The sequence below is a fragment of the Bacillus sp. B28 genome (assembly GCF_029536185.1).
In the GTDB taxonomy this organism is placed as follows: Bacteria; Bacillota; Bacilli; order Bacillales; family Bacillaceae; genus Bacillus; species Bacillus halotolerans.
On record NZ_CP120511.1, the window covers coordinates 1777917 to 1793018 of the forward strand.

The following is a 15102-nucleotide window of genomic DNA, read 5'->3' on the forward strand; positions in this document are numbered from 1 at the left end:
GAGGATATAGATTTTGAAAAAGAAAAATACAGAAAACGTTAGAATTATCGCCCTTGGCGGTGTCGGAGAAATTGGGAAGAACCTTTATGTCATCGAAATTGATTCAGACATTTTTGTCGTTGATGCCGGCCTAATGCATCCAGAAAACGAAATGCTCGGTATTGATGTGGTGATTCCTGACATATCATATTTGATTGAACGATCTGACCGCGTTAAGGCTATCTTTTTAACACATGGGCATGATGAGAATATCGGCGGCGTTTTTTACTTATTAAACAAGCTGTCTGTTCCTGTATACGGAACAAAGCTGACGCTTGCACTATTAAGAGAGAAATTAAAACAATACGGACATAACCGAAAAGCTGATTTAAGAGAAATTCACTCAAAATCTGTCATTACATTTGAATCAACAAAGGTATCGTTCTTTAATACGATCCACAGTATCCCTGATTCAGTAGGCGTCAGTTTAAAAACATCACTTGGATCTATTGTATGCACGGGAGACTTCAAATTTGACCAAACACCCGCACTTAATCAATCGTGCGACATTGGCGAGATTGCCAAAATCGGCAACAGCGGCGTACTTGCTCTGCTTTCTGACAGTGCTAATGCAGAACGACCGGGTTACACCCCTTCGGAAGCTGCTGTCAGCGGAGAGATTTCGGACGCACTGTACAATTCAGAGAACCGGGTAATCATTGCCGTTTTCGCATCCAATATTAACCGGATTCAGCAAGTCATTCATGCAGCGGCTCAAAATGGCAGAAAGATTGCCATTGCCGGAAAAAACCTTCAATCGATCCTTCAGCTTGCAAGAAAGCTTGGATATATTGAAGCAGATGATGAACTGTTTATTTCAATTCAGGATGTCAAAAAATATCCGAAGCGCGAAGTAGCGATTGTAACTGCCGGCAGCCATGGTGAACCGTTGGCAGCTCTGACAAGAATGGCAAACAAAGCTCACAAGCAGCTGAATATCGAAGAAGGGGATACAGTTGTCATTGCATCCACTCCGATCCCTGGGCAGGAACTCATTTATTCTAAAACAGTAGATTTGCTTGCCAGAGCCGGCGCACAAGTCATTTTTGCCCAAAAGCGTGTGCATGTATCTGGACACGGCTCACAGGAAGAGTTAAAGCTGATGATCAATCTGCTTAAACCAAAATATTTAATTCCTGTAAACGGCGAATACAGAATGCAAAAGGCTCATTCAAAAATCGCTGAAGAAATCGGCATGAAGCGCAGTGATATTTTCTTAATTGAAAAAGGAGACGTTGTCGAGTTCCGCGGCCAAAACGTAAAGATCGGTGATAAAGTGCCATACGGCAATATTTTAATCGACGGTTTAGGTGTAGGCGACATCGGAAATATTGTGCTGAGAGACCGCCGCTTACTTTCACAAGACGGCATACTGATTGTTGTCATTACACTTGATAAACAAAAGAAACATCTTGTATCAGGTCCTGAGATTATCACACGCGGTTTTGTTTATGTAAGAGAGTCTGAAGGCCTTATCGTACAGGCTACTGAGCTTGTACGCTCTATCGTGACAGAAGCAACTGAAACATCAAACGTTGAATGGTCAACGCTTAAGCAGGCAATGCGAGATGCTTTGAACCAATTCCTATATGAAAAAACAAAACGTAAACCGATGATCATCCCAATTATTATGGAAGTCTAATGTAAACGTAAGACCGGACCTGTTCCGGTCTTTATTTTTTTGCCTGTTAAGCCGGGATTGAATTGAAGATCTTTGTTCATAATACAAAGAGAAACTCGGAAAGGGTGAAAGCGAAATGGATCATCGTATGGAAAATACAGAAGAAGAACGTCCCGAAAAAAATGATGCGAAAGACAGCATTATGAATAAAATACAGCAGCTAGGAGAAACGACACTTCCTCAGCTGCCGCAAGATACAAATATTCATTGTCTGACCATTATCGGACAAATAGAAGGCCATGTTCAGCTGCCTCCGCAAAACAAAACAACAAAATATGAACATGTAATCCCGCAAATCGTTGCCATTGAGCAGAATCCAAAAATTGAAGGTTTGCTTATTATATTAAATACAGTCGGCGGAGATGTAGAAGCAGGTCTTGCAATTGCTGAAATGCTCGCATCTTTGTCAAAACCGACCGTCTCCATCGTACTTGGCGGAGGACATTCCATCGGCGTACCAATTGCGGTATCTTGTGATTACAGCTATATCGCTGAAACAGCTACCATGACGATTCATCCCGTTCGTCTGACGGGACTGGTGATCGGCGTGCCTCAAACCTTTGAGTACTTGGATAAGATGCAAGAAAGAGTCGTTAACTTTGTAACAAGCCATTCAAATGTAGATGAAGATAAGTTTAAAGAGCTGATGTTTTCAAAAGGAAACTTAACACGCGATATTGGAACAAATGTCGTCGGCAAGGATGCCGTCGAGTATGGACTGATTGATCACGTCGGCGGAGTCGGACAGGCGATTCATAAATTAAATGAGCTGGTCGAGGAAGCGAGAGAAGAAAAAGGACGGATGATTCAATGATTTTGTATACCACGATGCCGCAGGAAATTGTTTTCGCGGAACAGAACCAACAGCCAAGTGCACACGAGCAAATTGAGTATAGAGGTGTTCCGCTTCTTGTCGAGATGAAAGGCAATGAAGCAGAGGTTATTCAAGTCATGAGCACTAATCCAATGCACTTTCTGCATCCGGATATTTCTCCGGGACAAAAGCTAAAATTAAACGTATAAGATTCCGGCCCTTTTTTAAGGGCAAAATATGCTATAATAGGGGAATCCTACAGAAAAACGCAGCCAGTAAACGGCTGCTTTCTTCATTATGTATGAACTTACATTTTTTAACGCAGTAAGGTGATGAGTGTGGCAAAGAAAAAAAGAAAATCGAGAAAAAAACAGGCAAAACAGCTCAACATAAAATTTGAATTAAACGGATTGCTGTGCATTGCTATCTCAATTATTGCCATTTTACAGCTTGGTGTAGTGGGACAAACCTTTATCTACTTGTTCCGTTTTTTCGCTGGTGAGTGGTTTATTTTATGCTTGTTAGGCTTATTCGTTTTAGGGGTTTCCCTATTTTGGAAGAAAAAAACGCCGAGTCTTTTAACAAGACGAAAGGCTGGGCTGTACTGCATCATTGCAAGCATATTGCTGCTTTCTCATGTACAGCTGTTTAAAAATTTGACGAACAGAGGATCTATTGAGTCTGCCAGCGTGATCCGCAATACATGGGAATTATTTTTAATGGACATGAATGGAAGCTCTGCTTCACCTGATTTAGGCGGGGGGATGATCGGAGCGCTTCTGTTTGCGGCTTCACACTTTTTGTTTGCATCAACTGGTTCTCAAATTATGGCGATTGTAATGATTTTGATCGGAATGATTCTGGTCACGGGGCGTTCTCTTCAAGAAACACTGAAAAAGTGGATGAGCCCGATCGGCCGTTTCATCAAAGAACAATGGTTTGCTTTTATTGATGATATGAAATCAGTCAAAACAAATATGAAATCATCGAAAAAAGCGAAAGCCAATACCAGTAAGAAACAAAAGCCGGCGCGCAAAAAACAGCAAATCGAGCCAGAGCCCGCTGCTGAAGAAGAGGAGCAGGAAATGGTATCGCCTCTCATTCATTCAGAGCCGATTATCTCAAGCTTTTCAGACCGGAATGAAGCGGAAGAGCCTCCGGCAGCTGCAGTAAAACGAATTGAGCCGGCCACAGAAACGCTTCAGGAAAATCAGTCCGAGGCTGACCATAATGAAACGGCTGCTGCTCCGCCAATGACTTTTACAGAACTTGAAAATAAAGATTATCAGATGCCGTCATTAGATTTATTAGCTGATCCGAAGCATACCGGCCAGCAGGCTGATAAAAAAAATATTTATGAAAATGCCAGAAAGCTTGAACGCACCTTCCAAAGCTTCGGCGTAAAGGCGAAAGTGACACAGGTTCATCTTGGGCCGGCTGTCACGAAATATGAAGTGTATCCGGATGTCGGAGTGAAGGTAAGCAAGATAGTCAACCTAAGTGACGATTTAGCGCTTGCGTTAGCTGCAAAAGACATCAGGATTGAGGCGCCTATTCCAGGTAAATCTGCTATCGGCATAGAAGTGCCAAACGCGGAAGTGGCTATGGTATCGCTGAAGGAAGTGCTTGAGTCAAAACTTAATGACAGACCTGATGCAAAACTGTTAATCGGACTTGGCCGTAATATTTCGGGTGAAGCTGTGCTTGCTGAATTAAACAAAATGCCTCATTTGCTTGTCGCAGGCGCGACCGGAAGCGGAAAAAGTGTCTGTGTCAACGGCATTATTACAAGTATTCTGATGCGCGCTAAACCGCATGAAGTGAAAATGATGATGATTGACCCAAAAATGGTTGAACTGAATGTGTACAATGGGATTCCGCATTTGCTTGCTCCGGTGGTAACTGACCCGAAAAAAGCATCACAAGCTTTGAAAAAGGTTGTCAATGAAATGGAACGTCGGTACGAATTGTTTTCGCATACCGGAACAAGAAATATTGAAGGGTACAATGATTATATAAAACGCTCCAATAATGAGGGAGAGGCAAAACAGCCAGAGCTGCCGTATATCGTGGTCATTGTGGACGAGCTAGCTGATCTCATGATGGTAGCTTCATCTGATGTAGAAGACTCGATTACGAGATTGTCCCAAATGGCACGGGCTGCCGGCATCCATCTTATTATTGCGACACAGCGTCCGTCAGTTGACGTCATTACAGGGGTCATCAAGGCAAATATTCCGTCACGAATCGCATTCAGTGTCTCTTCACAGACGGACTCAAGGACCATTCTGGATATGGGGGGCGCTGAGAAGCTTTTAGGACGAGGAGATATGCTGTTTTTACCTGTCGGGGCTAATAAACCTGTCCGTGTACAAGGAGCATTTTTGTCAGACGAAGAAGTAGAGCAGGTCGTGGATCATGTCATTACGCAGCAAAAAGCTCAATATCAGGAAGAAATGATTCCTGAAGAAATAACGGAAACCCATACTGAGGTTACCGATGACCTTTATGATGAAGCCGTCGAATTAATCGTCGGCATGCAGACTGCATCCGTATCGATGCTGCAAAGAAGGTTCAGAATCGGGTATACGAGAGCGGCACGCCTGATTGATGCAATGGAAGAACGCGGCGTAGTTGGCCCGTATGAAGGCAGCAAACCAAGGGAAGTCTTAATATCAAAAGAAAAACATGATGAGCTCTCTTCTTAAATGAAGGGGGTTCAGTAACAATAATAACATTATGTAAACTGTACACCTTTTTATTTATTTTTTCGACAAAACATGATATAGTTGTCCCAATTGTTCAATAATTTTTATCGAAAGTGGTTTACGGAGGGGAAACATGTCTACAAAAGCTGATAATCGGCACTTGTATTTAAAAGTGATTGAACGAATAAAAGAGGATATTAAAAATGGAATCTACACTGAGAAAGAAAAGCTCCCTTCTGAATTTGAGCTTTCCAAAAAGCTTGGTGTCAGCCGGGCGACTTTGCGTGAAGCACTGCGGATATTGGAAGAAGAGCATGTGATTATCAGAAGGCATGGTGTAGGAACTTTTGTCCATTCTAAGCCGTTATTTCTTTCGGGCATTGAACAGCTGAACAGTGTAACCAAGATGATTGAACAGGCTAATATGATTCCAGGAACGATTTTTCTTTCATCTCAAGTGCTTATGCCGTCTGATGATGATATCAAGAGATTTCATCTGACATCGGGCCAGGAAGTTTTTTATCTTGAACGTGTCAGAACGGCAAACGGGCAGCCGATTGTGTATTGTATTGACAAAATTCCGATGGATATATTGCCGGATTCTTTTTCTCACCAGCAAGAGTCTATGTTTGACCTGCTTGAGAAAAATTCAGGCTCTGTGATCAGCTACGCCGTAACTGATATTGAGCCGATCGGCTATCATGATACGATTTCTCCAGTGCTGGAATGCGATCCGGAAACAGCTCTTTTGCTGTTAAAACAAACGCATTACGATCAGCATGATAAACCGGTGCTTTATTCATTAAATTATTTCAGAGCCGACAAATTCAGATTCCATGTTTTGCGTAAACGTTTCTAAAAACAGACGCCTGTGATGTGTCTGTTTTTTTATTTGCCTGGTTTATGTTTCTTTGTACATACTTTTACTGCTGTTAACGCAAGATATAAAGGATGACAAAGTGAATGGGTGAAAATGTTGAAAGAAAAAATAGGAATGAAAAATATTATTGCTCTGGCTTCCGTACCGCTTGTTATGACATTAGGGAACTCCATGCTGATTCCCGTGCTTCCGATGATGGAGAAAAAGCTGTCGGTCAGTTCATTTCAAGTGTCATTAATTATCACTGTATATTCGGTGGTAGCGATCATTTGCATTCCGATCGCGGGGTACCTGTCGGATAGATTTGGCAGAAAAAAAGTGCTGCTCCCATGCCTTCTTATTGCGGGAATAGGGGGAGCTGTGGCTGCTTTTGCTTCGACATATATAGACAATCCTTACGCTATGATCTTGGTCGGACGGGTTCTTCAAGGCATCGGATCAGCGGGTGCAGCTCCCATCGTCATGCCGTTTATCGGCGATCTGTTTGAGGGGGATGATGAAAAGGTCAGTGCCGGTCTTGGCGATATTGAGACCGCTAACACCTCTGGAAAAGTGCTGAGTCCCATACTGGGTGCCTTACTTGCCTCCTGGTACTGGTTCGTCCCGTTTTGGTTTATTCCGTTTTTCTGTTTGATCAGCTTTTTGCTCGTATTGTTTCTGGTCGAAAAGCCTGAAGAAGATGAGGATGCACCTACAATTTCAGAGTTCCTCAAGAATGTGCGGAAAATCTTTAAACAGGATGGACGCTGGCTCTACACAGTTTTTATTATTGGGTGCGTCATTATGTTTTTATTATTTGGCGTATTATTTTACTTATCAGATACGCTAGAGAATAAATATACAATTGACGGAGTGGCCAAAGGCGGGCTGCTGGCGATACCTCTTTTATTCCTGTCCAGCAGTTCTTTTATAGCGGGTAAAAAGATCGGCAAAGATAAGGCAAGAATGAAATTTTGCGTCGTTACAGGGATGATTATGTTAAGCCTGTCTTTTATCGGCTTGTGGTGGAACCACAGTTTTTATTTTTTATTTATCTTTTTGAGCTTTGGGGGAATTGGAATCGGAATGGCGCTTCCTGCTTTAGATGCGCTGATAACAGAAGGGATTGAGAGTGAGGAATGCGGAACAATTTCCTCATTTTATAATAGTATGCGCTTTATTGGAGTAGCTCTCGGGCCGCCTGTGTTTGCGGCATTGATGTCTAATGCAAGCTGGCTTATCTTCATTCTTTCCGCGTTTTGCGGGATTATTTCCTTATTTCTGGTGCTCTTTAATGTAGATGCTAAAAAAAGTGAAGAAGAAAAAAACTTAGGGACGGTTTGACACACCGTCTTTTTTTTGCTGAGAAGAATAGCGAATCTCGGCAGAAAACTCTTTTTTATTTCCAATAGCGGACGAACAATTAATACGTAAGAGGTTATTGTTTCCTTATAAATCCTACAGTTGCTATAATTACATGAAAGAGTGTTTCTGCGAATGCTGAAATTTGGTCATAATACATACTAATAAGAAATGAACGAAGGAGGTTTCACATGTCATATGTCAATGAAGTCAAAACAAAGCACGGCGGTTTAACCGCACATATTGTAGAAACAGAAAAATTTAAAACCGTCTCGCTTATCTTTAAAATGCTGGCGCCCTTAACAAAGGAGCAAGTTACGAAAAGAGCGCTGTTCCCGCATGTGCTGCTTCGAGGAACAGAAAGCCGTCCAAAAACTGCAGAATTGCGTTCTTACCTGGATGAACTTTACGGCACGTCTGTTTCGGCTGATCTCTCGAAAAAAGGTGAACAGCATGTGATTACATTCAGACTTGAAATTCCGAATGAAAAATATTTAAAAGATCAGACGCCGCTCCTTGAAAAAGGGCTGCAGCTTCTCGCAGAAATCGTCTTTTCACCTGCTTTGGAAGCAGGCGTTTTTCAATCGCAATATGTGGATCAAGAAAAACGAACACTGAAGCAAAGAATTCAAGCAGTTTATGATGATAAAATGCGTTACTCTAATCTAAGGCTTATACAGGAAATGTGTAAAAACGAACCTTACTCGCTGCACGTCAATGGTGAGATCGACGATGTTGATGCCATTACGGCCGATCAATTATATGAAACATACCGACACGCGATCCAAAAAGACCAGCTTGATTTATATGTCGTCGGCGATGTTGACAGTAAACAAGTGCAAGCTGCTATTGAACAATATTTTCAAACAGAGGAACGCACCCTGGAAGCATTTGCAAACAATCATGCTGAACAACCTGAGCCCAAAGAAGTCATTGATGAAGAAGACGTCAAACAAGGCAAGCTGAATATTGGCTATCGGACCAATATTACCTTTACGGATCAGGATTATTCAGCTTTACAAGTTTTTAACGGAATGTTCGGCGGCTTTTCTCATTCCAAGCTTTTCATTAATGTTCGGGAAAAAGCAAGTCTCGCTTATTACGCAGCCTCGCGTATCGATAGCTTTAAAGGTTTATTAATGGTGATGTCAGGAATTGAAGTGAAAAACTACAAACAAGCCGTCTCTATTATTGCCGAGCAATTTCAGGCTATGAAAAACGGGGAGTTCAGTGAGCAAGACATCTCTCAGACGAAAGCCATGATTCGGAATCAGGTGCTGGAAACAATTGATACTGCGTACGGTTTATCTGAATTTCTATATCAGCAGGCCGCTGCCCAAGTCGATATTCCGATCGAAGATTTCCTTGCCAATATTGAGCGGGTGACAAAAGAGGATATCATTAAAGTCGGCGAAAAGATTCAGCTTGATACGACTTATTTCTTAAAAGGGACGGAGGGTGCATCTTGATAAAACCAATCGAATTTGAACAGCTTCAGGAGACGCTGTATCATGAAAAAATGTCAAACGGCCTGGACGTATACGTTTTGCCGAAAAAAGGCTTCAACAAGACGTATGCGGTATTCACAACAAAGTACGGGTCTATCGATAATCAGTTTGTCCCTCTTGGAAAAGACGAGATGGTTCAAGTTCCGGATGGGATTGCCCATTTTCTTGAACATAAGCTGTTTGAAAAAGCTGATGGAGATGTTTTTCAAGATTTCAGTAAACAGGGCGCCTCTGCCAATGCGTTCACGTCATTTACAAGAACGGCTTATCTTTTCTCAAGCACGTCAAATGTGGAACGCAATTTGGAGACACTGATTGATTTTGTGCAGGACCCTTATTTTACAGAAAAAACGGTGGAAAAGGAAAAAGGGATTATCGGCCAGGAAATTAACATGTATGATGATAACCCTGACTGGAGGCTTTACTTCGGGGTGATTGAAAACATGTACAAAGATCATCCTGTCAAAATAGACATAGCCGGCACGGTAGAAAGCATATCCCATATCACAAAGGACCTTCTTTACGAATGCTATGAAACGTTTTATCATCCGAGCAACATGCTCCTCTTTATAGTCGGTCCTGTTGATCCTGAAGCTATCATTTCTCAGGTAAGAGAAAATCAGGAAAGAAAACCGTATACAGATCAGCCGGAAATTAAACGGGAAGAAGTAAAAGAGCAAGAATCTGTTTTCCGGAAAGAAAAAGAAATTAAAATGAATGTCCAGGGACCGAAATGTCTCGTCGGACTGAAATCAAAGCATCCGTATAAATTAGGGAAAGAGCTGCTCAAGCATGAACTTACAATGAACCTATTGCTTGAATCTTTGTTCGGCAAAAGCTCTGCCCAATATGAGTCCCTTTATGAAAAAGGGTATATAGATGAAACGTTCAGCTTTGATTTTACGGCTGAATATGGGTTCGGTTTTGCTGCCATTGGCGGGGACACGCCTGAACCGGATAAATTGGCTGAAGACATTTCAGGCAATCTGCTTCGCGCCGGTGAAATCATCACCGCTGAGAAGATTGAACTTGCCAGAAAGAAAAAAATCGGGTCATTTTTAAAGGCATTAAACTCACCTGAATACATCGCTAACCAATTCACTCGCTATGCATTTTTGGAGATGAGCCTGTTTGATATTGTAACTGTCCTCGAGCAGATCACCCTCGAGGATGTGCAGCAAATCATACAAGAGGAAATTGCTGAGGACAGACTGACTGTCTGCAAAGTGGTTCCTAAATCTTAACATGCATCCCTCCAATGTGAGGGGTGTTTTTCTGCGGAAAGAAGGAAAGAGGATGAAAAAAACAGCATTAGTCACCGGGGCGAGCGGCGGTATCGGCAAAAGCATAAGTGAATCGCTTGCAGCAGAGGGATATGATCTGCTTTTGCACTACAATCAGAATGAAAGCGCGGCAGCAGAGCTTGCTGAAAAACTGAAACGGTCATTTGGCATATATGCTGATATTTTGCAAGGAGATCTCTCCACTCCCACTGGCGCTGATGAACTAACAAAATCAATAGTTCAGCCGGTTGATGCGATCGTTTTAAACAGCGGCAGAAGCCATTTTGGACTGATTACTGATGTAGATAATGCTACGGTACAGGAAATGGTTCAGCTGCATGTGGCAAGTCCTTACATGCTGACGAGAAACCTTGTTTCAGGCATGATCCGTAACAAATCGGGAGCGATCGTGGCAGTCAGCTCTATTTGGGGAGAGACTGGCGCATCGTGTGAGGTGCTGTACAGCATGGCAAAGGGAGCGCAGCACTCGTTTGTAAAAGGACTGGCTAAGGAGCTGGCCCCAAGCGGTATCAGGGTCAACGCAGTAGCGCCGGGTGCTGTAGATACAAACATGATGAATCAATTCAATCCGGAGGAATTAGAAGATATCGCAGATGAAATCCCGATCGGCAGGCTTGCACAGCCGAAAGAAGTTGCCGAGGCGGCAGCATTTCTCCTGTCTGAAAAAGCTTCCTATATTACTGGACAGATTCTGTCAGTTAACGGCGGCTGGCACTGCTGATGCAAAATAAAATGTGTATAGTTTCTTTTAAGAAGGACAAAATAATTTTGTAACTTCACATGAAATGGAGGAAACTCACATGTCAGTATTAGAAAACTGGGATAACTGGAAGAATTTCCTTGGTGATCGTTTAAACTATGCGCAAGATAAAGGCATGAGTCAGGATACCATCACTGACCTTGCTACAGAAATCGGCGGTTACCTGGCTAATGAAGTGGATTCTAAGAACGAGCAGGAAAAAGTGCTGGCAGATCTTTGGAGCGTAGCATCTAAAGAAGAACAGCACGCCATTGCCAATATGATGGTTAAGCTTGTTGAAAATAACAGCACTCATTAAGAAGAGAGGAGATTCTTCCTCTCTTTTTTATGTTTTCCCCATCACAGCAACATTCTTCTTTCTAATTAGAGAAAAATGCTTTATGATAAAGGAAGGTAAAATTTTGCCACAATGAAGGGGGTATATCATTTGGCAAAGCTCGAATGGTATTTTGAATATGAAATTCAAGTGAACCGCCCCGGACTGCTCGGGGATATTTCATCTCTTCTCGGGATGCTTTCTATTAACATCGTAACGATAAACGGCGTCGATCTTTCCAGAAGGGGAATGCTGCTCAGGTGCCGCCATATAGATCAAATTAAGCGATTAGAATCAATCTTAAAAACGATGGAAACAATTAAAGTAACGAAGCTGAGAGAACCAAGGCTTCGCGACCGCCTCGCCGTGCGTCACGGCCGGTACATCCAGAGGGATGCCGATGATAAGAAAACATTCCGCTTTGAACGGGACGAGCTGGGCTTATTAGTCGATTTTATGGCCGAATTGTTCAAAAAAGAAGGCCATAAATTAATCGGGATCCGGGGAATGCCGCGCGTCGGGAAAACGGAGTCAATCGTAGCTTCCAGCGTATGCGCCAGCAAAAGGTGGCTGTTTGTGTCATCTACCTTGCTGAAACAGACAATCAGAAGCCAGCTGATTGCCGATGAATACAGCACTGAAAATGTCTTTATCATTGACGGAATTGTATCGACAAGAAGAGGATCAGAACGCCACCTGCAGCTGGTGAGGGAAATCATGAGGCTGCCTGCTACAAAAGTGGTGGAGCATCCGGACATATTCGTTCAAAATACAGAGTATACACTAGATGACTTTGATTATATTATTGAACTGAGAAATGATCCTGATGAGGTTATTACATATGAACATGCTGAAGAACCCCAAATGTTTGATCAATCCGGGTTTTCAAGCTTTGATTTTTAAAATTGGAAGGTGTTTGTTGTGACTGAACTAGGAATCCGGCTGAAAGAAGCCAGAGAGGAAAAAGCAATGTCATTGGATGATCTCCAAGCGGCAACTAAGATTCAAAAAAGGTATTTAACCGCCTTGGAGGAAGGAAATTATGACATTATTCCGGGTAAGTTTTATGTCCGGGCTTTCATCAAGCAATATGCGGAAGCCGTCGGGCTTGATGCTGACCAATTGTTTGAGGAGCATAAAAAAGATATCCCGAATACGTATCATGACGATGTGTCTGAAAAAATCTCCGGCATGAATCTCCAGAAGGAAATGCCAAAGCCTGCTTCTAAGGCGCTGGAATTGCTGCCTACAATACTTGTGATTCTCGGCGTGATTGTCGTGATCGCCATTGTTTACGCTATAATTCAGTTTGCGAATCATAAAAACGATGATAATAGCAATGCGGCATCAGAAAAATCAATCGCGAAAAGTGAAAGCAAGTATGAGATCCCTAAAGATTCAACGCTGAAAGAGAATCAAACCAACAGCTCTGAAAAAGAGACAGACACGAAAAAAGAAACGAAAGACAAAGAAGATAAAAAAGAAGACAGTGACAGTGACAAACTAGAGGTGAAAGCAACTGGCACTGAAGGATCTGTAACAACTTATGAAGTGTCCGGCGCTGATAAAATCGAGCTTGAGCTGAAGGCTTCAGACAGCTCTTGGATTCGAGTGCGCGATGAAAACAGCAGCTCTCTTAAAGAGGGTACACTGAAAAAAGACGAAACATATAAAAAAGACATAACTGATCAGAAACAAGTTGAAATCCGTACAGGATATGCACCTAACCTGAAAATAAAAATCAACGGTGAGGTTCTTTCATATAAACTTGATCCTAAAGAAGTGATGGCACAAACAATAAAGATTGTAAATAAAAAGGAAGAAAAGTCATCTTAATCACCAGATGACTTTTCTTCACGTCCGAGTATGAAACTGGAGGGGCTTTATGTTTAACTTACCGAATAAAATCACACTAGCAAGAATTGCATTAATCCCAATCTTCATGATTATCATGCTGGCGCCGTTTGACTGGGGCAGGCTCGAATTTGGAGACGAATCCATTCCGGTCACACACTTGGCGGGCGCTATCTTGTTTATTATTGCATCGACGACAGATTGGATAGATGGTTATTATGCCCGCAAACTGAACCTTGTTACAAACTTTGGGAAATTTCTCGATCCGCTTGCGGACAAACTTCTCGTATCGGCAGCGTTAATTATCCTTGTTCAATTTGATCTTGCTCCAGCTTGGATGGTCATTGTGATTATCAGCCGTGAGTTTGCCGTAACAGGTTTAAGGCTCGTATTAGCCGGAACGGGAGAAGTAGTCGCTGCGAATATGCTTGGTAAAATTAAAACCTGGGCACAAATCATTGCAGTATCTGCATTGCTTCTTCACAATCTTCCGTTTGAGCTTGTGTCATTTCCGTTCGCTGACCTGGCGTTATGGGTAGCCGTATTCTTTACCGTTGTATCAGGCTGGGACTATTTCGCTAAAAACTGGGAAGCGCTAAAAACATCTAACTAAGAAAGAAGGACATACGTGATGGAATTTCCAAAAAAAGCAGAGATTATTGCAGTCGGTTCAGAGCTCTTACTTGGTCAGATTGCGAATACAAATGCTCAATTTATCAGCAAACAGCTGGCAGAAATCGGAGTAAACGTATTTTACCATACAGCAGTCGGTGATAATCCGGAGCGGCTGAAGCAGGTCATCCGTATTGCTGAAGAGCGCTCTGATTTTATTATTTTTTCAGGAGGGCTCGGACCGACAAAAGATGATTTAACAAAAGAAACGATAGCAAATGTGCTGGGACGCCCGCTCGTTTTAAATGATGAGGCGTTTCAATCCATTGAGGATTATTTCAAACGAACAAAACGCACGATGTCACCTAATAACCGAAAACAGGCGCTTGTCATCGAAGGATCTGACGTACTGGCGAATCACTTTGGAATGGCGCCGGGAATGCTTACAGAGCATGATTCGCGCTTTTATATGCTTCTTCCCGGGCCGCCGAGCGAATTGCGTCCGATGTTTGAAAATGAGGCAAAACCGCTTCTTCTTAAAAAGATGGGCTCCAATGAAAAAATTGTATCAACTGTTCTTCGCTTTTTCGGTATCGGCGAGTCTCAGCTTGAAGCTGATTTAGAAGATATCATTGATGCACAGACGAACCCGACGATCGCTCCGTTGGCAGCGGACGGAGAGGTGACGCTTCGCCTGACAGCAAAACATGCCGATGAAAAAGAAACAGAGCGTTTGTTAAAAGAAACAGAAGCCGTTATTTTAGAACGTGTCGGTGAATTTTTCTATGGCTACGACGCTACATCGCTTGTGAAAGAGCTATCTAAAGCATGTAAGGAAAAAGGCATCACGCTTTCTGCCGCAGAAAGCTTTACCGGCGGGCTGTTTTCTGAATGGCTGACAGACCTTAGCGGCGCTTCAGCATTGTTTTCCGGCGGCGTTGTTTGCTATTCAAACGAAGTGAAGCAAAATGTGCTCGGCGTCAAAAAGGAAACATTGGACCGTTTCGGAGCAGTCAGCGAGGAATGCGCATCTGAGCTCGCAAAGGGTGTTCAGCAGCTCACTGGAAGCGATATTGGCATTAGCTTTACCGGTGTTGCCGGCCCTGATACTCAAGAAGGCCATGCACCTGGACATGTATTTATCGGTATTTCTGCAAACGGAAAAGAAGAGGTTCACGAGTTTCACTTTGCAGGCTCCAGAACAGGAATCAGAAAACGTGCTGCTAAATATGGCTGCCATTTAATTTTAAAACTGTTAGAGCAAAAATAATGTTTTCAGCACACT

General features: G+C 42.6%; 14 protein-coding genes. All 14 read left to right on the forward strand.

Translation table 11 applies throughout. From position 1 onward, the window contains the following. The first annotated feature begins 13 nt into the window (after positions 1-13). The 14 genes from rnjB to P3L57_RS09055 all read left to right on the forward strand — a co-directional run bounded on the left by rnjB (position 14) and on the right by P3L57_RS09055 (position 15087). Positions 14-1681, forward strand: coding sequence for a ribonuclease J2 (gene rnjB, locus P3L57_RS08990; RefSeq protein ID WP_044155851.1), 1668 nt, complete (start codon positions 14-16; stop codon positions 1679-1681). 115 nt (positions 1682-1796) lie between these two features. Continuing rightward, positions 1797-2534: a translocation-enhancing protein TepA gene (gene tepA, locus P3L57_RS08995; RefSeq protein ID WP_069486542.1), complete on the forward strand. Its 738-nt coding sequence runs from the start codon at positions 1797-1799 to the stop codon at positions 2532-2534. Further along, complete coding sequence (locus tag P3L57_RS09000; RefSeq protein WP_024121444.1) at positions 2531-2743, forward strand: YlzJ-like family protein; 213 nt, start codon at positions 2531-2533, stop codon at positions 2741-2743. The genes tepA and P3L57_RS09000 overlap by 4 nt, the downstream gene beginning before the upstream one ends. Positions 2744-2872: 129 nt before the next feature. Further along, positions 2873-5242: an FtsK/SpoIIIE family DNA translocase gene (locus P3L57_RS09005; RefSeq protein WP_059352921.1), complete on the forward strand. Its 2370-nt coding sequence runs from the start codon at positions 2873-2875 to the stop codon at positions 5240-5242. Positions 5243-5375: 133 nt separating this feature from the next. Next, positions 5376-6101: a GntR family transcriptional regulator gene (locus tag P3L57_RS09010; RefSeq protein ID WP_059292764.1), complete on the forward strand. Its 726-nt coding sequence runs from the start codon at positions 5376-5378 to the stop codon at positions 6099-6101. Between the two features lie 135 nt (positions 6102-6236). Further along, positions 6237-7445: a bacillibactin exporter BcbE gene (gene bcbE / locus P3L57_RS09015; RefSeq protein ID WP_229043040.1), complete on the forward strand. Its 1209-nt coding sequence runs from the start codon at positions 6237-6239 to the stop codon at positions 7443-7445. Between the two features lie 209 nt (positions 7446-7654). Continuing rightward, positions 7655-8932, forward strand: coding sequence for an EF-P 5-aminopentanol modification-associated protein YfmF (yfmF, locus tag P3L57_RS09020; protein WP_059352922.1), 1278 nt, complete (start codon positions 7655-7657; stop codon positions 8930-8932). Further along, positions 8929-10215 (forward strand): EF-P 5-aminopentanol modification-associated protein YfmH, encoded by a 1287-nt coding sequence (gene yfmH / locus P3L57_RS09025; RefSeq protein ID WP_059352923.1) that lies wholly within the window; start codon positions 8929-8931, stop codon positions 10213-10215. The genes yfmF and yfmH overlap by 4 nt, the downstream gene beginning before the upstream one ends. A 52-nt stretch (positions 10216-10267) precedes the next feature. Continuing rightward, a complete protein-coding gene (gene ymfI / locus P3L57_RS09030) occupies positions 10268-10996 on the forward strand; it encodes an elongation factor P 5-aminopentanone reductase (protein WP_069486543.1) in 729 nt (242 codons plus the stop codon). Positions 10997-11075: 79 nt separating this feature from the next. Then, positions 11076-11333 (forward strand): DUF3243 domain-containing protein, encoded by a 258-nt coding sequence (locus P3L57_RS09035; protein ID WP_044155842.1) that lies wholly within the window; start codon positions 11076-11078, stop codon positions 11331-11333. A 129-nt stretch (positions 11334-11462) separates the two neighbouring features. Then, entirely contained in the window at positions 11463-12254 is a 792-nt protein-coding gene (locus tag P3L57_RS09040; RefSeq protein WP_024121452.1) for a DUF3388 domain-containing protein, read from the forward strand. Between the two features lie 18 nt (positions 12255-12272). Then, entirely contained in the window at positions 12273-13187 is a 915-nt protein-coding gene (gene rodZ / locus P3L57_RS09045) for a cell shape determination protein RodZ (protein ID WP_024121453.1), read from the forward strand. Between the two features lie 49 nt (positions 13188-13236). Next, positions 13237-13818, forward strand: a complete 582-nt coding sequence (gene pgsA, locus P3L57_RS09050; RefSeq protein WP_010334305.1) for a CDP-diacylglycerol--glycerol-3-phosphate 3-phosphatidyltransferase — start codon at positions 13237-13239, stop codon at positions 13816-13818. A gap of 18 nt (positions 13819-13836) precedes the next feature. Continuing rightward, positions 13837-15087 (forward strand): competence/damage-inducible protein A, encoded by a 1251-nt coding sequence (locus tag P3L57_RS09055; RefSeq protein ID WP_069486544.1) that lies wholly within the window; start codon positions 13837-13839, stop codon positions 15085-15087. The last annotated feature ends 15 nt before the right edge of the window (positions 15088-15102 follow it).